The sequence below is a fragment of the Micromonospora hortensis genome (assembly GCF_022230935.1).
GTDB lineage: Bacteria > Actinomycetota > Actinomycetes > Mycobacteriales > Micromonosporaceae > Micromonospora > Micromonospora hortensis.
The window spans coordinates 25,999-48,902 of sequence record NZ_JAKKFE010000001.1; the positions used below are offsets into that span (position 1 = coordinate 25,999).

The following is a 22,904-nucleotide window of genomic DNA, read 5'->3' on the forward strand; positions in this document are numbered from 1 at the left end:
CGCGCACCAGCGGTGGCCGCCGGCCTGGCCGGTGACCGAGAGGAGCGCCCGGTGACCGACCAACCGGAGGAGTTCGACCTGCTCGTCGTCGGTGGCGGCAAGGCCGGCAAGACGTTGAGCATGGACGTCGCCCGATCCGGGCAGCGGGTCGCCATGGTCGAGCGCGGCATGATCGGCGGTAGCTGCATCAACGTCGCGTGCATCCCGACGAAGGCCCTGGTGACCAGCGCGCGGGCTGCCCGCCAGTTGCGGGACGCGTCGGCGCTCGGCCTGACGGTGGAGGGTGGCCGGGTCGACATCGACCTGTTGCGCGCGCACAAGCAGGACGTGGTCGAGGGGATGGTCGCCGCCAACCGGCAGCAGTTTCTCGACTCCGGCCTGCACCTGGTGATCGGCGAGGCCCAGTTCGTCGGCCCACGAACCGTACGGGTGGCACTCGCCGACGGCGGCGAGCGACTGTTGCGCGGCAGCGACGTGGTGATCAACACGGGCACCCGCCCCCACCTGCCGTCGGTGCCCGGGATGGCCGAGGCCGGGGTGCTCACCAGCGACGAGTTGCTGCACCTGGACCGGCTGCCGGCCCGGCTGGTGGTCCTCGGCGGCGGCACCGTCGGGGTGGAGTTCGCGCAGATGTTCGCGCTGTTCGGCAGCGCTGTGACACTGGTGGAGGGCGGTCCACGGCTGCTCACCCGCGAGGACCCCGACGTCAGCGACGCGGTGACGCGCGTCTTCCTCGATGACGGCATCGACGTACGGGTGGGTGTGGCGGTCGCGCGGGTCGACCGGGAGGCCGACGACTCGCTGCGGGTGACGCTGGACGACGGCAGCGTGGTGATCGGGGACGACGTGCTGGTGGCGGCCGGCCGGGAGCCGGTCACCGACGGGCTCGGCCTGGACGTGGCCGGCGTACGACTCAGCGAGCGGGGCTTCGTCGAGGTCGACGAGCACCTGCGCACCAGCGCCGAGCGCACCTGGGCGGCCGGGGACGTCGCCGGCAGCCCGCAGTTCACCCACGTCTCGTTGGACGACTACCGAATCATCCGGGCGAACCTCGCGGGGGGCCAGCGCAGCACCGCCGACCGGCTGATCCCGTACACCGTCTTCACCACCCCGGAGCTGGCGCGGATCGGGCTGACCGAGACCGAGGCGCGCCGCGCCGGGTACGACATCCAGGTCGCCCACCTGCCGGTCGCCGCCATCCCCCGGGCGCGCACCCTGCGTCAGACCCAGGGCATGTGGAAGGCGGTCGTCGACACCAGCACCGACCGGATCCTCGGCGCGGCGCTGCTCGGCGCCGAGGCCGGTGAGGTGATCACCTCGGTGCAGCTGGCCATGCTCGCCGGGATGCCGTGGACCGCTCTTCGGGACGCGATCATCACCCACCCGACCATGACCGAGGGTCTCAACCTGCTCTTCGCCTCGATGAAGGCCAGCCCGGTCCGCTGAGCGCCGCGCGGCCCGCCCCCGCAGCGGCGAAGCGGCTACCCGGCGATCTCGTCGCGTACCCGTTGTTGGAAGGCGCGGGCCTGCGCACCGGTGGGCGGCGGCCCGCCGTGTCGCGCGGCGACCGCCTGACGGATCACCTCGGCCGGGTCGCCGGCGTCGATCAGCCGCTGCCCGGCGGCCACCTTCGCGAGCCAGACGCCGTCGCGGTGGCGCACCAGCGACCGGCAGGCGCCGAGTACGGCGTCCTCGGTGCCGGGCGCGGGTTGGTCGGCCGGCGGTGTGGGCAGGGCGAGCCACCAGGACAGCGCCTCGATGAGCAGGCGGCGCAGGTCGGCCGGGGCGAGGTCGGTGAAGGCCTCTCCGGCCGGCGGGCCGAGCAGTGGGAGTCCACTCTGGTGCAGGATGCTGCGATCGAGGCCGTACCAGAATCGGCCGTCGGCGGCCGGGCGGTCGGCGGGGTCGAGGGTGCGCCGGAACGGCATGCCGGCCCCGGTGTTCAGTTCGACCTCGAAGCCGGGCTCCGGGGTGCCGGAGGCGGCCACCGCCCGGTCGTAGACGACCAGCTCCAGTCCGCGCGCGGGGCAGGGCAGCGCCTCGTGCCGCAGCCGGGCGACCAACGTCCGCTTGGCGGTGTCGGTGAGCGGCCCGGCGCTGAGCAGCGCCACGTCCACGTCGCTGCGGCCTGGCTGGTACGCCCCGAGCCCCACCGAGCCGGCCGCGTACGCGCCGACCAGGTCGTCGCCGAGCACGTCCCGGGCGGTGCTGACCAGCTCGTCGAGGTAGCGCTGAAGATCGGAGTCCACGGGCCATCATGACGCACGGGTCGGAGCCCGGGCGGGGCTACCCCGCGTAGAGCAGCAGCAGACCGGCGACGGTGTAGGCGACCATCAGCGCCAGCAGGGGTAGTTGGCCGGCCACCGCCCGGGCCCGGGGGAACAGGTACAGGGCGCGGTCGTGGGCGAGCAGCGTGCCGAGCAGGTGTCCGAGAATGATGACGGTGATCTGGAGGGTCGCCACCCCGGACGGCGTGATCAGCGCGGTCTGCGGCTCCCAGTCGGCGGTGCCGAGCCAGTTGGCGCCGGCGCCCAGGGGGTCGGAGAGCAACGCGACGGTGCGCTGGCCCTCCAGGATCAGCAGCGAGTAGTAGTGCGCGACCACGTACCCCACAGCGATCGGCACGATGGAGTGGGCGATCTCGCCCGGCACCCCACGGGCCTCGGCGGCGTCGGCGCGACCGATGCGCGCCGCGGCACCGGTGGCGGCGAGGTACGCCACAGCGACGGCGGCGATGACGAGGCTCAGACCGGCGCTGCCGGTGACCGCCGGGTGCAGGCCGTTCTCCTGGCTGAAGCGCAACCAGCCCGGCGCGTTGGAGAGGCTGTCGAACATGGTCGAGCCGAGCAGCACGATCACCACGGCGACCAGCCCGGGGCGGGGTCGCAGGCCGGCGATCCCGTCGAGCGGGTTGCGCCAGACCAGCACGCCGTCGGCGGCCCGGCCGAGCGGGGCGAGTTGACCAATCACTGTGCTGTACGCCTCGAACGGGTCGGCGTGGTCGAACCAGCCGGAGCCGAACAGCACCGCGCCGGCCAACAGGACCACCGCGTACCCGGCCAGCCAGGCGGTGATGACCGGCAGGGTGGCCCGGTCGGGGGCGACCAGTTCCAGCCAGACGAACCCGAACAGTGTGGCGGCGGCCGGCCACCAGCCGACGCTGTCGGGCAGCTCACGGAGCCCACGGTTCGGGTCGCGCCGCGTCGCCAGCGCCGCGAGCAGGTGCACGGTGCGCAGCGGGTTGACCGCCCGCCAGATCGGGCCGAGCAGCAGCGACAGTGGGGCCAGCCCGATCCAGAGCAGCACGTAGAGCACGCCGGCGGTCGGGTTGTCAGCGGTGTCGGGCCCGCCCAGCAGACCGAGGCAGAACCAGGCGGCGGCGAGCAGGCCGAGCCCGCGCAGCGCCCACCGCAACGCGGACGCGTCGACGAGTCGGGCGAGCCACTGCGGCACCGGGCGACCGCCGGTGGCGTCCCGGTCGAGCCGGGGTTCGCGCCAGAGCAGGCCCAGCGCCACGAACGTGACGACGAGGGTCAGCGCGGCGGCGACGACGAGCTGCGGCAGCGTGATCGGCAGGTCCTGACGGCCACCGACGCCGTGTGCCAGCAGCGTGGGAGCGGCCGTCATCTCGTTCAGCGGACGACGAGCTGGAAGAGCACCAGCTCGGACTCGTGCGTCTCCACCTCGAACAGCCCGGTCTTGTCGGCGCGGAACTCCACCGAGCCGGGCGTGCCGGCCGGCAGGCGGGCGCCCAGGTCGTAGCCGTGCACGTGCAGTTCGTCGGCCACGTCGGAGGTGACGGTGATCCGGACCATCTGACCCTTACTGACGGTGACCCGTCCAGTGGGCGGATCGACCCGCTTCTTCGCGATCGTGACGGTGATCTGTTTGTCCACCGCGTCGGTGCTGGCGGAGGCGCTGGGCGTGCCGGTGGCCGTCGGGGTCGACGCGGTGGGGGTGGCGCCCGACGGGGCGACGGACGTGGGTGCCGGCGAGGGGGTCGCCACCGAGGGTTCGTCGTCCTGCCCGCAACCGGCGAGGAGCAGGGCGCCGAGGGTGGCGGCGGCGAGGGTGGCGGCGGTCCGGGTGTTGGGGGTACTGACGAACACGGGCGAACTCCGAACGACGCGAGGGGGACGGGTGTCGGGTTGATCGTCGGGGAGGAGAACTCTACGTCTTGTTCGGTGCGGGGGAAATGACCATGATGAACGAATGCGATCGAAGCTGGTCACTGTGCGTGAGGTTCTGAGTCGTGTCGTGGCTGCGCTGGCGGCGACAGTGGTGGTGTCGCTGCTGCTGCCCGTCGCCCCGGCGTCCGCGCACGGCCAGCTGGCGACCTCCACCCCGCTGAAGGGCACTGTCGTACGCGAGCCACTGACCCAGTTGGCGTTGTACTTCACCGAGAAGCCGGCGTCCAACGCGCACTTCGCCATCAGCGGTCCGGACGGGTCGCGAGTGGACAACGGGTGGTCCTACGGTGAGCCGAAGCGACTGGACAAGCCGGTCACCGAGTACTTCATGGTCAACGGTGTGTTCGAGCCACGGCTCTACCACACCGGCTTCCCGGCGATGGTGACCGTCGCGCACTGGCCGGCGAAGGGCCGCTACACCGCCAGCTACCTCTCGGTCGCCTCGGACGGTGAGGCGGTGCGGGGCGAGGTGACCTTCGACTACCAGGGCCCGGGCACGCCGGCCCCGGCCGGTTGGTCGGTGCCCACGGCGGGGCCGGATCCGGCGCTGCTCGCCCAGGCCGAGGGCGAGGGCTCGACCAATCCTGGGGCCACCGGCAGCTCCGTCGCCCCCACCGGCGCTGCGGCGAGCGAGCCGGCTGACGCCGCGAAGGAGCAGCGCGACGGCGGGTTCCCGGCCTGGTTGGTCCCGGCCCTGATCGTCGTCGTGGTCTCGGCGATCGTGCTGGTGGCGGCTCGCCGTCGGCCCTCGGTACGCGGAGCCTCCACTGCGGACAGTCGGTCCGCCGACGGCGCGGGCCGAGGCGGAGCCGCAACCCGCAAGTCCGCCAACCCGACTCGAAAGACCGGCAATCGGAGCGGTGGCCCGCAGCGGCGCGGACGGCGGTAGGCCGGCGCAATAGTCGGGCATTCTTCGCGTATTATCGCGAACTTTCGCACGGACATAGGGAACTTTTGATGTATCGAGGCGAAGCCATGGACAGTCCAATCGAAACCCCTTAATGTTCCGAGCCATCCACCCGGTGTTTCCGCAATGTCACTCGTCGGCGTCGAGGACGTTACGGAGCCGGGCCGACGGTCATCCTCACCACTGATCCACGCCGGCCGTCGGACACTCCACTGCCTCCTGGAGGAACGATGGGCTCACGCCTGCTACGCCGACTCCGCCATCCCGTCCTGGGTGCGCTGGCACTCGTCCTCGCCGCCGGTCTCTGGGCCGTCCCCGCCAACGCCGCCCCCGCGCAGGAACCGGGCGTCACGCTGCGCGTCTTCGACGTGCAGGTGCCGCTGTCCGAGCTGTGCACCCTCAAGCCCGCCCAGACCCCCAACGTGGACAAGCTGATGTCCACGGTCAACTGGACCTCGGCGGCCGACTTCGGCTTCGAGGACAATTTCGTCTCGCAGGTGCTCGGCAACATCACCACCACCCAGGCCGGCAGCTACACCTTCCGGCTCAGCAGCGACGACGGCTCCAAGCTGTCGATCGACAACGCCGTGGTGATCAACCACGACGGGCTGCACGGCGCGACCCCGCCGAAGGAGGGCACCGTCACCCTCACCGCCGGCCTGCACCCGCTGCGCATCGACCACTTCGAGCGTGGGGGCGGGCAGCAGATCACGCTGGAGTGGAAGACCCCCGGTTCGTCGACCTTCGTGGTCGTACCGAACTCGGCGCTGAGCACCGACGCCGGCGTGGTCCGGGTGACAGCACCCGGACGCAAGGAGTGCGAGGGTGTCTCCGACACCCCCGGCGACGGCCTGCCGCTGACCGGCGTGCACCCCGGCTACACAGTGACCAACCTGCGGCCCAGCGGCTTCCAGCCGAAGGTCACCGGCATGGACTGGCTGGCCGACGGCCGGCTGGTCATCAGCACGTGGGGCGGCAGCGACCAGTCCGGCAGCTCGCAGGACGGCGAGGTCTGGATCCTCGGCAACACCGGTGGGTCGACAACCCCGGGCAACGTGACCACCAAGAAGATCGCCGGCGGCCTCAAGGAACCGATGGGGCTCAAGGTCGTCGACGGGGTGGTTTACGTGACCGAGAAGCAGCGGCTGACCCGTCTGGTGAACACCGGCGGTGACGAGGTGGCCGAGCGTCTGGAGACCGTCGCCACCTGGCCGTACGGCGGCAACTTCCACGAGTTCGCGTTCGGCCTGCTCTACCAGGACGGGTTCTTCTACCTGAACCTGTCGGTGTCGATCAACTCCGGCGGCGCCACCACCAACCCGCAACCGGCCACCAACCGCGGCACCACCCTCAAGGTCAACAAGGACACCGGCGCGGTCAGCTACGTCGCCGGCGGCCTGCGGACGCCACACGGCATCGGCTGGGGCCCGGAGGGCGGCATCTTCGTCACCGACAACCAGGGCGGCTGGCTGCCCTCGTCGAAGCTGGTGCACGTCAAGCAGGGCCGGTTCTTCAACCACTTCACGAACCCGGCGGGCCCGTTCGACACCGCCGCGGTCACGCAGCCGGTGCTCTGGATGCCGCAGAACGAGATCGCCAACTCGCCCAGCACGCCGCTCTACCTGACCAGCGGTCGCTACGCCGGCCAGTTCGTCATCGGTGACGTGACCTACGGCGGCCTGCAACGGGCGAACGTGGAGAAGGTCAACGGCGAATACCAGGGCGCGCTGTTCCGGCTCACCCAGGGCCTGGAGGCGGGCGTCTCCGAGGTCAACGTCGGCCCGGACGGCGCGATCTACGTCGGTGGGCTCGGCGCGGGCGGCAACTGGGGCCAGACCGGCAAGCTGTCGTACGGCCTGCAGAAGCTCACCCCGAACACCGCCACCACGTTCGAGATGCTCGCGATGCGCGCCACCACGACCGGCTTCGAGGTGGAGTACACCCAGCCGGTGTCGACGGCGACCGCCGCCGAGCTGGCCGCGCGCTACAAGCTCAAGCAGTGGCGGTACGTGGCGACGTCGAACTACGGCGGCCCGAAGATCGACGAGGAGACGCTGACCGTCACCGCGGCCACCCTCTCGGCGGACGGCAAGAAGGTCAGCCTCACGGTGCCCGGTCGCAAGGCCGGCCGTGTGGTGCACCTGCGCTCACCGCGCCCGTTCACCTCCACCAGCGGCGAGTCTCTGTGGAGCACCGAGGCGTGGTACACGCTCAACTCGATCCCGGGCAGTCCCCCGCCACCGACCGGCGGCACCATCACCGGCGTCGGCGGCAAGTGCCTGGACGTCGACAACTCGGGCACCGCCGACGGCACGAAGATCCAGCTCTGGACCTGCAACGGCACCGCCGCGCAGTCGTGGACGAAGGTCGGCGACACGTACCGGGTGCTGGGCAAGTGCCTGGACATCGACAACGCCGGCACCGCCAACGGCACGAAGATCCAGCTCTGGACCTGCAACGGCACCGGCGCGCAGGTCTGGCAGCCGCAGGCGGACGGGTCGATCCGCAACCCGCAGTCCGGCAAGATCATGGAGGCCGCCGGCGGTAGCAGCGCCGACCGCACCCAGATCCAGCTCGGCACGTACGCGGGCGGCGCACACCAGAAGTGGGTGGTCAGCAGCGGGGTAACCGGCTGACCTCGGACGAAGGGGTGCGGCCTGACCGGCGGGTCAGGCCGCGCCCCGCCCCGTCCGTGGTGCGAGGAACGCCGCTCAGCGGAACAGCACCGGCCGGTTCCCCCGGGCGCCGACGAGCTGGCCCCGGATGTTGATGTCCTCGATCGAGTCGGTCTCCCACACGCCCCGGGTGGTCAGGTCGGTCATCACCCCGTCGCGCCAGAGGAACGGGCGCCACGCCGCTGTGGTGGTGCTCTGGCCCACCACAGCGCCCCGGTCGTTGATCGCGGTGGCGCGGCTCCAGTAGCCACCGAGCGTGCCGAGGTCGGTCAACGTCCCGTTCTGCCAGCGGAACGCCCGCCCGTTCGCCGCGCCCACCACCTGGCCCCGGTTGTTGACCCCGATGGCCTCGCTGCCGATCTGGGTGAAGACGCCGTTGCGCAGGAGACCGCCGACGCAGGTGCACGGGTAGTCCTGCGGCGGCACGTTGAACCCGCCCACCACGTCGCCCGCGTTGTTGACGTCGGCGGTGAACTCGTAGAAGTACTCCAGGCCCAGGTCGGTGAAGACACCGTCGCGCCACAGGAAGCGGTGCGGCATCTCGCCGGCCGGTTCGCTGGTGCCGAGCACCTGCCGCCGGTCGTTGACGCCGATCGCCACGCTGTTCTCCCCGCCCAGGGTGCCCAGGTCGTGGAGCTGACCGTCGCGCCAGAGCACCGCGCGGGTCAGGTAGTCCGAGCCGAAGGAGGTGATCGCCACGTCACCGAACTCGTTGACGTCCACGGCGCTGGAATCCGTGTCGCCCGGCAGCACGCCCAGGTCGGTGATGACACCGTGGCGCCAGAGCACTGCGTGCCGGGCTCCGCTGGCGACGGTGCTCCAGCCGACGATGTCGCCGCGGTCGTTCATCGCCGTCGCAGCGCCGTCACCCCCGCTCAGGGTGCCGAGGTCGACGACCCGATAGCTGTGCGGGGACGCGGTGGCGGGAGCGGGAGCGAGGGTGATCAGCACGACGACTGTCGTCACTGCGGTCAGCAGGGGACGCGGGGACACCATGGACGCCAAGGGGGACGCTCCTCGGATCGGAGCGGCGACGATCCGGCGGACGGGCGCGGGACCACCACCACTGCGCGTTCGGTCGGTAACGCACAGTAGATCCGGTGTCGTGGCGGCGCGCCAGGGACCGAACGGTCACCGACGCCCGAGGCGCGCGGCGGTGGGGGCGTCGGTCAGGGGCCGTGCGGCAGCGGTTGCGCCAGTGCCCGCAGGTCCGCCGGGAGTTGGGCCAGGGCGTCCTCGAACTCGCGGTGCCCGACCACCCGGTGCATCGTCTGGAGCACCGCGCGGGTGCCGCGCTCGGCGGCCGGACGGTCGATCCCCGCGCGGTCGGCCACCCGGCGCAGGAACTCGTCGTAACCGAACGGTTCCGGCGGCTCGGCGGCCTTGACCAGCAGCGGACTCAGCTCGCCGGCCAGGTGGGGGGCCAACGCGCCCGCCTCCCCGCCGCTGAGCCGCTCGGTGAGGGTCCGCAGGACCGCCTCGGTGAGCGGGCGTGCCTGCTCCGGCGGGAGACCCGCCCGTGCCGCAACCTTGTCGACGAACGCCAGCTCGGCCATGCCCCCGCCCTTCGCTTTCGGAAACGCGTGGCTACCCGGGCCCACCGGCAGCAAACCCGGCGGCCGCAGCGGGAATGGTTCTGCTGGTTGCTCCGCGCGGTGCCGCCCGCTTCTCGTACGGTGAGGTCGGACCGGGAACCCGACGGCTGCCCGACGGCGGCCCGTGCCGCAGGAGGAGCAGATGGCCCTCGACCTGCCCGACGTGATCGACCGGTACTTCCGGGCCGTCAACGACCGGGACCTGGACGCCTTCGTCGCCTGCTTCGCGGACACCGCGAGCGTCGCCGACGAGGACCGCCTGTACGACGGGCGGGCCTCGATCCGCGCCTGGCGGCAGAAGACGATGGACGCCTACTCGTACACAGCGGAACCGGTCCGGGTCACGTCGCAGGCGGGCGACTCGTACCTGGCCATCACCCGGGTGTCCGGTGACTTCCCCGGCAGCCCGATCGAGCTGCGGTACCGGTTCACGCTGCGCGACGGGCTGATCGGCGCTCTGGACATCCGTCCCTGACGGCGAGTGCCGCCGCCGGCGCGGCGACGCTGGTCGGGCCGGCCCGCAGGTGATCAACCGCCGAACGGACGAGACAGTCAAGCGGGCAGTGGGTGACATGATGTGGCGACAACGGCTGTCGCTACGAGAAGGGTTCCTGCTGCCCGATGGCGCACTTCGAGGCTCGCACGCCCACGACACCCGCGCGGAACGCGGTGCCGCTGGCCGGGCAGCCGCATCGGGCGGGCTGATGCCGGGCGAGCGACGGGAGACCGTGGCCGAGCAGAGTGTCCCCACCCACGCCGCGGACACCATGGCGTATCAGGTCGCTACCGACATACGAGCGCTGCGCGCGTTCGTCAGCGCCGGGGCGCTGGCCCGTGGCCTGTCGACCGAACGGGCGGAGCTGTTGACGCTGGCGGTCAGCGAGCTGGCCACCAACACGTTGCAGCACACCACCGGGGGCGGCTGGGTGCGGCTCTGGGCCGAGTCGGGTCAGCTGTTCTGCGACGTGGTCGACCAGGGGCCGACGCGGGCGTTCGGCCGGAGCATGCCGGCCGCCGATTCGGTACGGGGTCGCGGGCTGGCCATCGTGGAGCAGATCTGTGACGAAGTCGCCGTGCTCGCCAGTCCCGGGGAGACAGTCGTACGGATTCGCCTGAGTCTGTGAACGTCGGCGGCGATCCACCCCCGTCCGCGCCGGGTTGGCTGCCACAATGCGGACAGCCCGGGCCGACGGTGGCACTGGGTCGGACCAGAACGGGAGGACGCCACCATGCCGGACAGCGCACGCGAGGCTGAACTGCTCGACGCCGAGCGCACCCTGCAGGCCGCCCAACGGGCCGGTGACGTCGCCGCCCTCGATCAGTTGCTGGTCGACCAGCTGATCGCCATCGGCCCGGACGGGCGTACCCACAGCAAGCAGGATGACCTGGCCGCCCACCGGGACCGCCGCACGGTCGTCGAGGAGTTGGTGGAGGAGGAGTTGGACCTGCTCGTCGTCGGCAAGACGGGGGTGACGTTCTTCCTGGGCCGGGTGTCCGGCTTTTCCGAGGGGGCGCCGTTCGCGGCGCGGCTGCGCTACACCCGGACGTGGGTCCACGACGACCCGCACGGCTGGCGGGTCCTGGCCGCACACATCAGCCCGGTCTGACTCAACTGCCGTCCTCGTCGTCCTCGTCGAGCAGGCCCTGCTCGTCGAGGAACGCGAACCACCGGTCGTCGGCGGGGGTCAGGTCGGCGTAGCCCGGCCCGAGCAGGTAGTAGTCCACGAAGGATTCCACGTCGGGGGCGAGCTCCTCGAACGCGTCGGACATGAACCACTCGGTGCCGGTGGGTGGGAAGTACCAGATCGCTCCGGTGCCACGATCCATGAAGATCGGCTCGTCGCTGCGGACGCCGACCACCAGCCAGCCTGCCCGGTCCTGCGGGATGGACGAGAAGTCCGGCGCGTAGTCCAGGTGGTACTGCATCCCCGCGAGGGTCGACGAGGAGGCCAGCTCGACCCGACCCGTCCGCAGCCCGTCGGCCACCAGCAGGAGGTCCCGCAGGTCGGCCGGGAGCCCCGCCGGTACGGCGTCGATGGCCGCCCCCTCACCGAACTCGGCGTAGGCCAGGCTGTCCGGCACATCGGCCAGCTCAGCCCGCAGCTCCTCGATGAGCTGCCGCAGCTCGAGGTTCAACGCACCACCTCTGTTTCGGATGAGGTCCCGTCCGGCATTGCCCCCGGCTGCCCGGAGACCTGCGAGCCGATGCGCGGTTTGGTTCTACCACGCGCCAGCTCGCCAGAGCGTCACCTCGCCGAATCGGCCAGCCGAGCCGGCAGCGTCGAATCCCTTCCTCAGCTGACGACGGCGTCGATCGCGCCGACGCGCAGGGTGCCGTCGTTGAGGGGCGTGCAGCGGATGCCGCCGGTGGTGCGCAGTGCCTTCCACGTTCCCGGGCCGACGGTGACGTCCATCCAGGCGCACGGTCGGGCCGCCCGGTTGACCCGCAGGCTGACCGGTCCGTCGCCGGAGTCCAGCACCAGCACCCTGCCGATCAACTCGTCCACGGCGATCCCGGTGGTGAGGATGTTGCGCCGCACCTCGGCCAGGCCGATGCCGACCGGCAGCGACTCCTGGGCGATGACTGTGACGCTGGCGTCGCGGTGTGCCTGCTGGCCGAAGTACCGGTCGCCGACGATGCCGAGGCCGGCCCGGATCCGGACGGCGTCGACCAGCTCACCGGGCGGGGCCGGGGCCGGGCCGTCGGCGGGCCGGCCCAGGAAGCGGTGCACGGGCGAGGCCAGCAACTCGACGATCTCCGGCATGGCAGGAAGTCTACGAAGCGGACCGGACCCCGCGGGCCAGGTCGGCGGATGACCCGGTGGGACGGCGGCGCGAGCGCCGCCGTCCCCACTCGGCTCAGGCCGGCGTGCCGGTCACGGTCAGGTTTCGTATGCGCCCGACGTTGTCGAACGAGCCGAAGCCGACCCGGCCCGAGCCGAACGTGGTGTCCTTCGCGGTCAGCAGCGGGTCCCGGTGCCCGTCGACGTAGACGGCAATCTCACCGGTGGACGGCAGGTGCACCACCCGAACCCGGTGCCAGTCGGCGTCGGTGATCGCCGGGTTGGCGCCCCGGGAACGGCCATTCCACTGGTGGTCGATGCGCTCCCGGTCGGCGTTGTTGACCTTGAAGATGCCGTTGTGCGGATAGATCGTGTTGTCGGTGGAGAGGTGGGCGTAGTAGAACTCGGTGTCCGAGCGCCAGCCGAAGACGATGATCACGTCCCGGTTGGTGATTTCCACCGGCGTGTCGAGTCGTACCTGGGCGTCGACCCGCACCGACGACCACGCCGGGCCGTTGGTCAGCACGGCGTACTCGAAGGGCCGGCGCGGACCGGGCCGGCTCTCCCCGGCCTCGGCCAGGATGACCTGGTCGCCTGTGAACTGCCACTTCGCCGGCGTCACCGGCGCCCAGTTCGCGGCTGCGGCGGTGCGACGGAGTGTGACGTCCCCGACGTCACCGCTGGCGAACTCCCGGGTACCGGTCACCTTCCAGACCTTTCCGTTGGCCTTCGCGACGACGTAGAGCTCACCGGCGGCGTCGGTGCCGAAGCGCAGGTCCACCCGGTTGGGGTCACCGGGCGCGCCCGGTGACGACAGGTCGCGCATCCGGACCGGGGTGCCCGCCGCGTCGAAGAGCGCGAGCTGGTGGATCGTGGCCAGCCCCCGGCCCCGGCGCATCTCATTGGCCTCGGTGGAGAGCACCCGGCCGTCGACCAGGTCACCGAAGACGTACGTGCCGCGCAGCGCGGGCAGCGCCCGCCCCCGGTAGACGAAGCCGCCGGCCACCGCGACACCAACGTCGTCGGTGCAGTTCCAGCCGGCGGCGGGGTCGTGGTCGTACGCGGCGACCGGGTAGGTGTAGCCGTACCTGTCGTCGTCGGCGGGCAGCGGGAGCAGCCGGTCGCAGGGGTTCGTGGCCGCCTTGTCGAAGACGAAGGAGCCCTCGCGCTCGCTCCAGCCGAAGTTGTCCCCGGCACGGACCTCGTAGATGGCCTCGACGGCGTGTTCGCCGATGTGCCCGAGGTACATCCGGCCGGTCGCCCGATCCCAACTGAACCGGTGCGGGTCCCGGAAACCCACCGCGTAGAGCTCGCCGAGCGCGCCGGCCCGGCCGACGAACGGGTTCCCGGCGGGGATGCCGTAGCGCCCGTTCGCGGAGTTGGTGCCCCGGGGGTCGATCCGCAGCAGCTTGCCGTGCGGCAGGGCCAGGTTCTGCGGGTCGGTGTTGCGAGCGCCCTGGCCACCGTCGCCGACGGCCAGGTACAGCAGGCCGTAGTCACGGTCGTGGCGCTTGGCAGTGGGGTTGAAGTTGATCTCCTGGATGCCGTGCACCTGGCCGCCGAAGCCGATGCGCAGCACCTCCCGGTGCGTACCGGCGAAGGTGGCGGCGGCCGGATCGGTCGCCGCCCACTCGGTGATGACACCGTGGAAGAGCGTGTTGGGCTGGGCATAGTCCGGAGTGACGGTCGTCGTCGACGCCAACTCGGTGTGGATGGTGTAGAACCGGCCGTTCACCCCGAACTCCGGGTGGAACGCGACGTACCCGAAGCCCTGGCCGAGCCCACGACCGGAGAAGAACCGCGGCGCGAACGTCGCGGCCACGTCCAGGTAGACGTGCGGCACGCCGCCCTCGACCAGGTAGAGGCTGCCGTTGAGGTCGGGCACCGCCCGCCGGCCGGAGCCGTCGGGCACCTCCATGATGGTGTTGATCCGGGCGGTACGCATGAGCCGCGCGTCGGTCGGCGCCGGCGTGGGGTACGACTGCGGGAAGCTGGCGTACTCGCTGAGGACCAGCCCGAGTCGGGACTGGACCGGCATGTCGGGGATCGGGTCATCGACCGCGTCGGCGGCTCGTGCCGGCGCGGCGACCAGTGTGGACAGGATCAGCACGAGGGCGGTGAGGCCGGCCCTCACTGTGGGCCGGCGGACGGTGCCGGCGCGGCGGTGCAGGGTGCGCACGCGTGTCTCCTTCTCGGTGGGACGGTGCCGAGGGTGGTCAGCGGGCAAGGTGGCGGTACTGCCTCCGCACGTCGTTCGCGGAGACCACACTGTCGAGGAACATCAGGCCGTCCATCCGGCAGTCGCACGGGTTGCGTTCCAGGGTGTCCTGGGGAAAGCTGCCGCCGATCTTGATGCCCCGGGGGTCGGACGCGGTGGTCACGTGCGGGCCCGGCCCGGACACCAGCCACGGGTCGTCGGCGCGGGTGTAGAAGCCGTCGACCGGTTCGCCGTTGCGGTAGAGGGCGAGCGCGCCGGTGGTGAAGTCGAAGGTGGCGGCCAGGTGCACCCACTCCCCGACCGGCAGCAGCTCGCGCCAGTCGCGGGTGGCGGCGAAGGTCTGTGAGTTGCCGCCGTCGAGCCGCCGGCCGAGCGCGACGAGACGCAACTCCCCGTCGACGTCGATCAGCTCCAGCAGGGCGCGGACGCCGTGGCCGTCGGAGTCGCCGGTCAGCACTCCGGCCAGGCCGATCGCGTTGTACCTGTCGTCCGGGTCGGCGGTGGTGGAGTTGGGCAACGGGCTGTCCATGTTCAGCTTGAACCAGCCCATGACCGTGGTGCCGGCGGTGGCGCTGAAGGCCCGCAGCGTCCGCACCCCGCTGGCCGACCAGGTGCCGGCCTTCCAGTCGTCGTTGCCGGCGACGGCGGGGGCGACCTGCCGGGTCTGTACCGCGTTGCGGCTGCCCCGGTACGCGCGGTCCGGCACCCGCATGGCGACACCGCCGTTGATCAGCTCGATCTCGGTGCCGGAACGCCCCTGGTCGCGCTCCAGGGCGGGGTCGCCGGGCACCGGGTGGTCGAAGTCGTACGCGGCGACCAGGTGCGCGCGCAGCGCCGGGTAGACGTCGGACGGGATGCTGCGATCCGCCTGCGCCGGTGGCGCGCTGGCGCCGGTCAGTGCGCCGATCGCCAGGAGGGAGACGGCCGCTCGTCGGGCCCTGGACATGGCTGTCACCTCGTTTCGCGGCATGCCGGATGCCGGTCACGTAAGCGCTTACGTAAGCGCTTACGTACCCTAGGCTTCGATCGATGTCGCTCGCAACAGATCGGGCAGCATGAATGTTTTCGGAGGATTGCGGATGCCCAGGGCCAGCCGGCGGCCGCGCCTCGTTGACGTCGCCGAACACGCCGCCGTCTCCCTGGCGACCGCCTCCCGAGCACTCGCCGGCCGCGAGGGGGTCAGCGCCGAGGTCGCCGACCGGATCCGGCAGATCGCCCGTGAGCTGGGCTACGTGGCCAACCCGTACGCCCGCACCCTGGCCAGTGGGGCCACCTCCACCGTGGGGTTGATCGTCCACCAGGTCGACGACCCGTACTTCTCCGAGATCGCCGCCGGGGTCATCCAACTCGCCGCCGAGCAGGGGCTGCTGGTGCAGATCTGCCAGTCCGGCCGCGACCCCGACTACGAGCTGCAACAGCTGCGCCACCTCATCGCCCAACGGGTCGGCATCGTGCTGATCAGCGGCTCCGGCTACGACGACCCACGGATGGAGAGCGCGGCCCGCGCCGAACTGGCCGCGTTCCAGGACCACGGCGGACGGGCCGCCGCCATCGGACGACACGCGCTCGGCGTCGACGCCGTCCTGCCGGACAACGAGGCCGGCGGCCACGCGCTCGCCCAGCACCTGATGGACCTCGGCCACCGGCGGATCGCTGTCGCCGCCGGCAGCGCCGGCCTCACCACGGTCGCCGACCGGCTGGCCGGGGTGTCGTCGGCCCTGCGGCAGCGCGGGCGGTCCCCCGCCGACCTCGCCGTCGTGCACAGCGACTTCACCCGCGGCGGTGGACGCGCCGCCGCCGAGCAGATCCTCAACGAGCATCCGGAGACGACGGCGATCATCGCGCTCAACGACGTGATGGCGATGGGCGTGCTGTCGACGCTGCGGTCCCGCCGCGTGCCGGTGCCCGCGCGGATGTCGGTGGTCGGCTTCGACGACGTCTCCGTGGCGGCCGACCTCGCGCCCAGCCTCACCACCATCCGCCTGCCGATGACCGAGATGGGCCGCACGGCACTCACCCTCGCGCTCAAGCCGCGCACGACACGCCCTCGCCGCCGCCCTACCGGGCACCTGCTGGTCGTCCGCGACTCGACCGGGCCCGCACCGAGAACCTGACCGACGCCACCCCGATCACACCGCCAACGCCGCCCGGACCTCCCGCTCGGCCGTGACGCCCCCGTCGCCGTGCGAGGTGACCCGACCGGACTCCAACACGTGGTAGCGGTCCGCCACCCGCAGCGCGAAGCCCAGGTGCTGCTCGACGAGGAGCACGCTGAACCCGGACTGCCGGGTCAACTCGACGATCCGCTCCTGGATCTCCGCGACCACCGACGGCTGGATACCCTCGGTCGGCTCGTCGAGCATCAGCAGCCTCGGCCGGGTGATCAGAGCTCGGGCGATGGCCAACTGCTGGCGCTGGCCGCCGGAGAGCAGCCCGGCCCGGCGCCGCAGCAACTGGCGCAACGCCGGAAACAGATCCAGCACCTCCGCGGTGGCCACCGCCCCGTCGCGCCGACCGTCGGCGACCAGCCGCAGATTCTCCGCCGCGGTCAGGTGCGGGAAGCACTGCTGACCCTGCGGGACGTACGCCATCCCCCGCGCCACCCGCTCGTGCGGTCCGGCGCGGGTGACGTCCTCGCCGTCCAGCTCGACGGTGCCGGCACTCGGGCGCAGCAGCCCGGCCGCGACCCGCAGCAGGGTGCTCTTGCCAGCGCCGTTGTGCCCGAGCACGGCGGCCACCCCGTCGGGCGGGACCGCCAGATCGACCCCGTGCAGCACCCGAGAACGCCCGTACCCGGCGTGCACCCCGCGCAGCGTCAGCATCATGCCTCCAGGCCGGTACGGGCCGACCCGGCGTCGACCGGGTGGCCAAGGTAGACCTCCTGCACACGCGGGTCCGCCTGGACCTGCGCGACTGTGCCCTCGCTGAGCACCCGGCCGGCGTGCAGCACTGTGACGCTGCGCGCGAAACGACGGAGGAAGTCCATGTCGTGCTCGATCACGACGACGGTGCGATCCCGGCTCACCAACTCCAGCAGAGCGCCGGTGGCGTCGCGTTCCTCGTGGCTCATCCCGGCGACCGGCTCGTCCAGCAACAGCAACCGCGCGTCCTGCACCAGCAACATGCCGATCTCCAGCCACTGCTTCTGGCCGTGTGCGAGCGTCCCGGCGAGGTCCGCGGCCCGCTCGGCCAGACCAATGGTCTCCAGCGCGGCGGCGATCTCGTCGGGCACACCTCGGCGACGGCGGGCCAGTGTCGCCCAGCTGCGTCGGGCGCCCGCCGCGATGTCGAGGTTCTGCAACACCGACAGCTCCTCGAAGACCGTCGAGGTCTGGAAGGTCCGCCCGATGCCGAGCCGGCTGATCCGGTGCACCGGACGGCCGAGCAGTTCCTCGTCACCGAACCGGACCGAACCGGTGGCCCGGACCAGACCGGTGATCGCGTCGACCAGTGTGGTCTTGCCGGCGCCGTTCGGCCCGATCAGGAACCGGATGTCACCGGCGGGCACCTCCAACGAGACGCCGTCCACTGCGGTGAAACCGTCGAAGCTGACCCGCACGTCACTGACGGACAACCCGTCCAACCGCTCGCCGCTCATGCCGCCGGTACCTCCGTCCGCTCGGCGCGTCGTCGGCCCAGCGACAACCGCCCGCGCCGCAGCGGCTGCGCGTCGACGTCACGGCGGCGGGCCAAGGCCCACAGCGACGCCAGGCCGCCGGGAAGGAACGCCACCACGACCACGAAGAGCAACCCCTGCAGGTACGTCCAGGTGCCCGGGAAACGCTCGGAGAGGGCGGTACGCGCCCAGGCCACCGCCACCGCACCGAGCACCGGACCGAGCAGTGTCGCCCGGCCGCCCACCGCGACGCCGATGACGAACTCGATCGACGGGACGATGCCGATCAGCGCGGGCGAGATGATGCCCACCGCCGGCACGAACAGCGCACCGGCCAACCCGGCCATGCCCGCCGCCACCACGTACGCCACCAGCTTGACCGACGCCGGGTCGTAGCCGAGGAAGCGGACCCGTTCCTCACCGTCGCGAACCGCCACCAGCAACTCGCCGTAGCGGCTGTGGATGAGCTGGCGGGCCAGTGCGAGCAACGCCAGCAGCGTCCCGGCGATGATGAAGTACACCATCCGCTGGTTGACCGGGTCGTCCAGGTCGTAGCCGAAGAAGCCCTTGATGTCGGTGAGCCCGTTGGTGCCACCCGTGGTGCCCTGCTGGCCGATCAGCAGGATCACCATCGCGGCGGCGAGCGCCTGACTGAGGATGGCGAAGTACGCGCCGCGGACCCGGCGACGGAAGACCAGCGAGCCGAGCCCGAAGGCGACGATCATCGGCAGCAGCACCGTGGCGGGCAACGCGAACCACGGGCTGGCGAACGGCCGCCACCACAGCGGCAGCTCGTCGAGTTGCCCGTACAGCTGCATGAAGTCGGGCATCCCACCCGGACCCGCGTCGGCGAGCTTGAGGTGCATGGCCATCGCGTAGCCGCCCAGGCCGAAGAAGACACCCTGGCCGAGCGTGAGCATCCCACCCCGGCCCCAGGCGATCCCGATGCCGACCGCGACCATGGCGACGCAGAGGTACTTGGCCAGCAACGCCAACCGGAAGTCCGACAACACCAGCGGGGCGACGGCGAACAGCAGCGCCGCGCCGAAGGCGAAGCCGGCCAGCGTCCGCATCCGTGAGCGGCCGACGGGGCGGCCCGGTGGTACGGCGCCGGCGGGCGCCGGGCGGACGGCGGTGTCGGGTGGCGCGGGGGTGACGGCTGTCATGCGAGGCTCCTGGTCCGCAGGGTGAACAGGCCCTGTGGCCGCCACTGGAGGAACGCGACGATCGCCACGAACACGATCACCTTGGCGACGCTGAGGGTGGTCAGGTACTCCCCGGTGGCCTGGAGCACGCCGAGGGCGAAGGCGACGATCACACTGCCCTTGAGTTGGCCGATCCCGCCGACCACGACGACCAGGAAGGCGTCGATGATCAGGTTGGTGCCCATGGTCGGGCCGATCGGGCCGAGCAGGGTGAGGGCCACCCCGGCGAGCCCGGCCAGGCCGGAGCCGAGGAAGAAGGTCGTCCGGTCGACCCGAGAGGTGGCGATGCCGGACACGGCGGCGAGGTCGCGGTTCTGCACCACAGCGCGGATACGACGCCCGAGCGGGGTGAGTCGCAGCGCCAGGGTGAGCGCCGCGACGGCGGCCAGCGCCATGGCCAGGATGAACAGCCGGTTGTTGGCGATGGTCAGCCCGCCGGGCAGCGCCACGTTGCCGGTGAGCAGCTCGGGCGCGCGGGTCTGCACGTTCGGGCTGCCGAAGATGTCCCGGGCCAGTTGTTGCAAGATCAGTGACACGCCCCAGGTGACCAGCAGGGTGTCCAGCGGCCGGGCGTAGAGCCGGCGGATGAGCAGCACCTCCAGCAGGACACCCATGGTGCCGGCGACCACGAACGCCACCGGTAGCGCGACCGCCAGCGACAGGCCGGCGCCGGTGATGCTCTGTTGCAGGACATAGGTGGTGTACGCGCCGGCCATGATGAACTCACCGTGCGCCATGTTGATCACGTTCATCTGGCCGAAGGTCAGCGCGAGGCCGAGCGCGATGAGCAGCAGCACCGCGCCGATGCTGATGCCGGTGAAGAGTTGACCGAAGAGGACTGTCACTGTGGGTACTCCGAACTGCTGGTCGGGTGGCCCGGGCGGAGCGCGCGGCAACGCGTTCCGCCCGGGCCGGCGTCGTCAGCTCAGGCCGCTCGCCCACGGGTAGGTCTTGAGGTACGGGTCCGGCGCGACCGGCTTGCCGGAGTTCCACACCTCGGTGATCAGGCCGTCCGCGCCGATCTTGCCGATCCGGGCGGTCTTGGCGATGTGCTGGGTCTTGCCGTCGACGGTGACCAGACCCTCCGGCGCGTCGAAGGTGATCCCGTCCGAGGCGGAACGGACCTTCTCCACATCGAAGGCCCCGGCCTTCTCGACCATCGCCTTCCACAGGTGCACGCTGACGTACGCGGCCTCCATCGGGTCGCTGGTCGGCTTGTCCGCGCCGTACTTCGCCTTGTACGCGGCCACGAACTTCGAGTTCGCCGCGCCCGGCGTGGTCTGGTAGTAGTTCCAGGCCGTCAGCTGGCCCTCCAGGTACTGGGTGCCGATGCCCTTGACCTCTTCCTCGGCGATCGACACCGACACCACCGGCATCGCGGCGGCGCTCAGACCCGCCGACTTGTACTCCTTGAAGAAGGCCACGTTGCTGTCACCGTTGAGCGTGTTGAACACCGCGTCCGCGCCGGACGACTTGACCTTGTTGACGATGGTGCCGAACTCGGTGGAGCCCAGCGGCGCGTAATCCTCACCCAGCACTGTCATCCCGTTCGCGGCCGCGTACGCCTTGATGATTTTGTTGGCGGTTCGCGGAAAGACGTAGTCGCTACCGACCAGATAGACCGACTTGGCGCCCTGCGACTTGAGGTAGTCAAGTCCGGGAACGATCTGCTGGTTGGTCGTCGCTCCGGTGTAGAAGATGTAGGGCGACTGCTCAAGTCCCTCGTACTGCACCGGGTAGAACAGCAACGCCTTGTTCTTCTCGAACACCGGCTTGACCGCCTTGCGGCTGGCCGACGTCCAACAGCCGAAGACGGCGGCCACCCGGTCCTCGGAGATGAGCTTCTCGGCCTTCTCGGCGAAGGTGGGCCAGTCCGAGGCGCCGTCCTCACCGACCGGCTGGATCTTCTTGCCGAGGACACCGCCTGCCGCGTTGATCTCTTCGACGGCGAGCATGATGGAGTCGCGGACGGTGACCTCGCTGATCGCCATGGTCCCGGAGAGCGAGTTGAGCAGGCCCACCTTGACGGTGTCGCCGGAGACGTCGGCGGTGACGCCGGTCGCGCCGCCCTCGTCGGTGGTCTTGCTGCCGCACGCGGTCAACGCGGCCGCGGCGACCAGGGTCATGGCACCCGCCAGGATGCGGCGGCCCCGGAATAATGACATCTACTCTCCCTGCGGTGCACTCAAGTGGCGTTAGGACGGTCGGTGCGGTCCGATGGAGCTGACGTGGGCGGTGCCAAGGTCGACGGGTGGACGTCGCGCAGGGCACCGGATCGGTTATGGGCACCGAAAGCGTCGACCGGCATGATTGCGCCGGTGTTTCCCAGTCCTTAATTGACTGTTTCCGAGGGGACGTCGAGGCGCGCACGAAAATCGGCCGACACCGTTGGGGAGGAAACGGTGTCGGCCGTTCGGAAAGACGCAGAATAAGTGCCACCACAATGGCTGGCGGACGAATCCGCCAACGGTGGGCACGCAATGGTGAGACCTGACCCCGTGGCCAGATACTTCACGCAGGAAGCATCTTAGGACGGGATCGGGTGGCGCTGTCAAGGGTCGGGTGGGCTGACTGCCCCCCGGTTCAGAGCTGGGCGAGCACTGTGAAGTCGAGCCCGTCGGCCTCGGCCAGGTAGATGCGCTGCCGGACGTGCCGCTGACGCAGCCGCAACCGCCCACGCGGCCCCTGATAGGTGACCGTGTCGGCGGCCGTCTCGATGGCCCGCACGTCGAGGGTGCGGGCCTGGCCGATCAGCGCGGCGAGCAGCATGACGCCCTCGTAGCAGGACTCCCCCAGGCTGCCCAGCGGCGGCGCCTCCACCCCGAAACGCCGCGCGAACTCGCCGTGGAAGTCGAGATTCTCCTGGGTGACCAGCCCGGCGAAGAAACCCGCAGTGCTGTACAGCCTCCGGGTCGCGCCGGCGCCGCTGGCCAACAGCATGTTCTCGTCCATCAGGGTGCTCAGCCGCAGGCAGCGCTGGTCCAGGCCGGATCGGGCGAACGCGCGGTTGAACCGCACCGCGTCGGCACCGACCAGCAGCATCAACACGGCGTCCGCGTCACTGTGCTCGATGCGGCGCAACACCTCGGTGAAGTCGTGCGCGTCCAACGGCAGGAAGTGCCGGCCCACCACCTGCCCACCGGCGCGCAGCGCGTACCGCTGGGCGGCCCGGGACGTACGGCGCGGCCACACGTAGTCGTTGCCGACCACGAACCAGCGGCGCACACCCTGCTCCCCGGCGAGGAGCCGCATCGCGGGCCACAGTTGGGCATCCGGCGTCTCGCTGGTCAGGAAGACCCCTTCGGTGTGTTCGCCGCCCTCGTAGAGTGCGGTGTAGACGTACGGCACCCGGTGCGCGACGCGGGGCGCCAACGCCTGGCGCACCGAGGAGATGTGCCACCCCGTCACTCCCTGCACGGCCCCCACCGACACCAACGCCTCGACCTCGGCGGCCACCTCTGCCGGCGGTGCGCCACCGTCGACCGGCACCAGGCGAACCTCCCGGCCCAGCACGCCACCGCACCGATTGATCTCCTCGACCGCGAGCTGCGCGCAAAGCTCACAGGTGGGGCCGAACATGCCGGCCGGCCCGCGCATCGGATAGACCAGCGCGATGCTGACCACGGCACGGTCGACGGTCAGCCACGGCGGTGCCGGCGCGGACATGAGCACATGATTGCCCGGCCCACGACGGAAGACCAGCGTTCACCACTGA

Annotated in this window: 22 protein-coding genes; 7 read left to right on the forward strand and 15 right to left on the reverse strand. The window is 71.1% G+C overall.

The annotated features are described in order from the left end of the window. Nucleotides 1–51 precede the first annotated feature (51 nt). On the forward strand, nt 52–1,446 hold the full coding sequence (locus tag NIE111_RS00115; protein WP_238682399.1) for a dihydrolipoyl dehydrogenase family protein: 1,395 nt from the start codon (nt 52–54) through the stop codon (nt 1,444–1,446). A 35-nt stretch (nt 1,447–1,481) separates the two neighbouring features. Here NIE111_RS00115 and NIE111_RS00120 read toward each other — a convergent pair whose 3' ends face one another. The 3 genes from NIE111_RS00120 to NIE111_RS00130 are packed head-to-tail and all read right to left on the reverse strand — an operon-like array spanning nt 1,482 to nt 4,109. Beyond that, entirely contained in the window at nt 1,482–2,249 is a 768-nt protein-coding gene (locus tag NIE111_RS00120) for a nucleotidyltransferase domain-containing protein (protein ID WP_238682400.1), read from the reverse strand. Nucleotides 2,250–2,286: 37 nt separating this feature from the next. Beyond that, nucleotides 2,287–3,627 (reverse strand): hypothetical protein, encoded by a 1,341-nt coding sequence (locus NIE111_RS00125; protein ID WP_238682401.1) that lies wholly within the window; start codon nt 3,625–3,627, stop codon nt 2,287–2,289. A 5-nt stretch (nt 3,628–3,632) separates the two neighbouring features. Next, nucleotides 3,633–4,109: a cupredoxin domain-containing protein gene (locus NIE111_RS00130; RefSeq protein WP_238682402.1), complete on the reverse strand. Its 477-nt coding sequence runs from the start codon at nt 4,107–4,109 to the stop codon at nt 3,633–3,635. Nucleotides 4,110–4,212: 103 nt separating this feature from the next. On the opposite strand from NIE111_RS00130, the gene NIE111_RS00135 reads away from it, so the two are divergent. Both NIE111_RS00135 and NIE111_RS00140 read left to right on the forward strand, forming a co-directional pair. Continuing rightward, nucleotides 4,213–5,079 (forward strand): copper resistance CopC family protein, encoded by an 867-nt coding sequence (locus tag NIE111_RS00135; protein ID WP_238682403.1) that lies wholly within the window; start codon nt 4,213–4,215, stop codon nt 5,077–5,079. A gap of 248 nt (nt 5,080–5,327) precedes the next feature. After that, a complete protein-coding gene (locus tag NIE111_RS00140; RefSeq protein WP_238682404.1) occupies nt 5,328–7,733 on the forward strand; it encodes a ricin-type beta-trefoil lectin domain protein in 2,406 nt (801 codons plus the stop codon). Nucleotides 7,734–7,808: 75 nt separating this feature from the next. Here NIE111_RS00140 and NIE111_RS00145 read toward each other — a convergent pair whose 3' ends face one another. Next, nucleotides 7,809–8,768, reverse strand: a complete 960-nt coding sequence (locus tag NIE111_RS00145) for a hypothetical protein (RefSeq protein ID WP_238682605.1) — start codon at nt 8,766–8,768, stop codon at nt 7,809–7,811. Between the two features lie 173 nt (nt 8,769–8,941). Beyond that, nucleotides 8,942–9,328, reverse strand: coding sequence for a DUF2267 domain-containing protein (locus NIE111_RS00150; RefSeq protein ID WP_238682405.1), 387 nt, complete (start codon nt 9,326–9,328; stop codon nt 8,942–8,944). A gap of 181 nt (nt 9,329–9,509) precedes the next feature. Between NIE111_RS00150 and NIE111_RS00155 the strand changes: the two genes are divergently transcribed. The 3 genes from NIE111_RS00155 (at nt 9,510) to NIE111_RS00165 (ending at nt 10,974) form a co-directional block, all read left to right on the forward strand. Then, complete coding sequence (locus NIE111_RS00155; protein WP_238682406.1) at nt 9,510–9,842, forward strand: nuclear transport factor 2 family protein; 333 nt, start codon at nt 9,510–9,512, stop codon at nt 9,840–9,842. Between the two features lie 97 nt (nt 9,843–9,939). Then, nucleotides 9,940–10,491, forward strand: a complete 552-nt coding sequence (locus NIE111_RS00160) for an ATP-binding protein (RefSeq protein WP_308193608.1) — start codon at nt 9,940–9,942, stop codon at nt 10,489–10,491. Between the two features lie 105 nt (nt 10,492–10,596). Next, a complete protein-coding gene (locus NIE111_RS00165) occupies nt 10,597–10,974 on the forward strand; it encodes a nuclear transport factor 2 family protein (protein WP_112672939.1) in 378 nt (125 codons plus the stop codon). 1 nt (nt 10,975) lies between these two features. Here the strand turns inward: NIE111_RS00165 and NIE111_RS00170 are convergent, their stop codons facing one another. The 4 genes from NIE111_RS00170 to NIE111_RS00185 form a co-directional block, all read right to left on the reverse strand. Further along, complete coding sequence (locus tag NIE111_RS00170) at nt 10,976–11,503, reverse strand: hypothetical protein (RefSeq protein WP_238682407.1); 528 nt, start codon at nt 11,501–11,503, stop codon at nt 10,976–10,978. Between the two features lie 158 nt (nt 11,504–11,661). Next, on the reverse strand, nt 11,662–12,132 hold the full coding sequence (locus NIE111_RS00175) for a molybdenum cofactor biosysynthesis protein (protein ID WP_112589888.1): 471 nt from the start codon (nt 12,130–12,132) through the stop codon (nt 11,662–11,664). A gap of 94 nt (nt 12,133–12,226) precedes the next feature. Then, nucleotides 12,227–14,329 carry a PQQ-dependent sugar dehydrogenase gene (locus NIE111_RS00180; protein ID WP_238682408.1) on the reverse strand — a complete coding sequence of 701 codons (2,103 nt, stop codon included), beginning with the start codon at nt 14,327–14,329 and terminating at the stop codon, nt 12,227–12,229. A 37-nt stretch (nt 14,330–14,366) separates the two neighbouring features. Then, entirely contained in the window at nt 14,367–15,314 is a 948-nt protein-coding gene (locus tag NIE111_RS00185; protein WP_238682409.1) for a LamG-like jellyroll fold domain-containing protein, read from the reverse strand. Between the two features lie 133 nt (nt 15,315–15,447). On the opposite strand from NIE111_RS00185, the gene NIE111_RS00190 reads away from it, so the two are divergent. Beyond that, nucleotides 15,448–16,482 carry a LacI family DNA-binding transcriptional regulator gene (locus NIE111_RS00190; protein WP_238682410.1) on the forward strand — a complete coding sequence of 345 codons (1,035 nt, stop codon included), beginning with the start codon at nt 15,448–15,450 and terminating at the stop codon, nt 16,480–16,482. A gap of 15 nt (nt 16,483–16,497) precedes the next feature. Here NIE111_RS00190 and urtE read toward each other — a convergent pair whose 3' ends face one another. The 6 genes from urtE to NIE111_RS00220 all read right to left on the reverse strand — a co-directional run bounded on the left by urtE (nt 16,498) and on the right by NIE111_RS00220 (nt 22,855). Then, a complete protein-coding gene (gene urtE, locus NIE111_RS00195; RefSeq protein ID WP_238682411.1) occupies nt 16,498–17,190 on the reverse strand; it encodes an urea ABC transporter ATP-binding subunit UrtE in 693 nt (230 codons plus the stop codon). Beyond that, the gene (urtD, locus tag NIE111_RS00200; protein ID WP_238682412.1) at nt 17,190–17,966 is read right to left on the reverse strand and encodes an urea ABC transporter ATP-binding protein UrtD; all 777 of its coding nucleotides are present in this window, start codon (nt 17,964–17,966) and stop codon (nt 17,190–17,192) included. The genes urtE and urtD overlap by 1 nt, the downstream gene beginning before the upstream one ends. After that, nucleotides 17,963–19,150 (reverse strand): urea ABC transporter permease subunit UrtC, encoded by a 1,188-nt coding sequence (gene urtC, locus NIE111_RS00205; protein WP_238682413.1) that lies wholly within the window; start codon nt 19,148–19,150, stop codon nt 17,963–17,965. The genes urtD and urtC overlap by 4 nt, the downstream gene beginning before the upstream one ends. Beyond that, complete coding sequence (gene urtB / locus NIE111_RS00210) at nt 19,147–20,034, reverse strand: urea ABC transporter permease subunit UrtB (protein WP_238682414.1); 888 nt, start codon at nt 20,032–20,034, stop codon at nt 19,147–19,149. Before urtB ends, urtC begins: the two co-directional genes overlap by 4 nt. A gap of 75 nt (nt 20,035–20,109) precedes the next feature. Next, on the reverse strand, nt 20,110–21,354 hold the full coding sequence (gene urtA, locus NIE111_RS00215; RefSeq protein ID WP_238682415.1) for an urea ABC transporter substrate-binding protein: 1,245 nt from the start codon (nt 21,352–21,354) through the stop codon (nt 20,110–20,112). 418 nt (nt 21,355–21,772) lie between these two features. Then, on the reverse strand, nt 21,773–22,855 hold the full coding sequence (locus tag NIE111_RS00220; RefSeq protein ID WP_238682416.1) for a substrate-binding domain-containing protein: 1,083 nt from the start codon (nt 22,853–22,855) through the stop codon (nt 21,773–21,775). Nucleotides 22,856–22,904 lie beyond the last annotated feature (49 nt).

What these genes read in the sequence shown, in the direction of transcription:
- NIE111_RS00150 (WP_238682405.1), bottom strand. Translation starts at nt 9,328, where the DNA reads ATGGCCGAGCTGGCGTTCGTCGACAAGGTTGCGGCACGGGCGGGTCTC.
- urtC (WP_238682413.1), bottom strand. Translation starts at nt 19,150, where the DNA reads ATGACAGCCGTCACCCCCGCGCCACCCGACACCGCCGTCCGCCCGGCG.
- NIE111_RS00190 (WP_238682410.1), top strand. Translation starts at nt 15,448, where the DNA reads ATGCCCAGGGCCAGCCGGCGGCCGCGCCTCGTTGACGTCGCCGAACAC.
- NIE111_RS00185 (WP_238682409.1), bottom strand. Translation starts at nt 15,314, where the DNA reads ATGTCCAGGGCCCGACGAGCGGCCGTCTCCCTCCTGGCGATCGGCGCA.
- NIE111_RS00145 (WP_238682605.1), bottom strand. Translation starts at nt 8,768, where the DNA reads ATGGTGTCCCCGCGTCCCCTGCTGACCGCAGTGACGACAGTCGTCGTG.
- NIE111_RS00220 (WP_238682416.1), bottom strand. Translation starts at nt 22,855, where the DNA reads ATGTCCGCGCCGGCACCGCCGTGGCTGACCGTCGACCGTGCCGTGGTC.
- urtE (WP_238682411.1), bottom strand. Translation starts at nt 17,190, where the DNA reads ATGCTGACGCTGCGCGGGGTGCACGCCGGGTACGGGCGTTCTCGGGTG.
- NIE111_RS00125 (WP_238682401.1), bottom strand. Translation starts at nt 3,627, where the DNA reads ATGACGGCCGCTCCCACGCTGCTGGCACACGGCGTCGGTGGCCGTCAG.
- NIE111_RS00160 (WP_308193608.1), top strand. Translation starts at nt 9,940, where the DNA reads ATGATGTGGCGACAACGGCTGTCGCTACGAGAAGGGTTCCTGCTGCCC.
- urtA (WP_238682415.1), bottom strand. Translation starts at nt 21,354, where the DNA reads ATGTCATTATTCCGGGGCCGCCGCATCCTGGCGGGTGCCATGACCCTG.
- NIE111_RS00135 (WP_238682403.1), top strand. Translation starts at nt 4,213, where the DNA reads ATGCGATCGAAGCTGGTCACTGTGCGTGAGGTTCTGAGTCGTGTCGTG.
- NIE111_RS00165 (WP_112672939.1), top strand. Translation starts at nt 10,597, where the DNA reads ATGCCGGACAGCGCACGCGAGGCTGAACTGCTCGACGCCGAGCGCACC.
- NIE111_RS00175 (WP_112589888.1), bottom strand. Translation starts at nt 12,132, where the DNA reads ATGCCGGAGATCGTCGAGTTGCTGGCCTCGCCCGTGCACCGCTTCCTG.
- NIE111_RS00155 (WP_238682406.1), top strand. Translation starts at nt 9,510, where the DNA reads ATGGCCCTCGACCTGCCCGACGTGATCGACCGGTACTTCCGGGCCGTC.
- urtD (WP_238682412.1), bottom strand. Translation starts at nt 17,966, where the DNA reads ATGAGCGGCGAGCGGTTGGACGGGTTGTCCGTCAGTGACGTGCGGGTC.
- NIE111_RS00140 (WP_238682404.1), top strand. Translation starts at nt 5,328, where the DNA reads ATGGGCTCACGCCTGCTACGCCGACTCCGCCATCCCGTCCTGGGTGCG.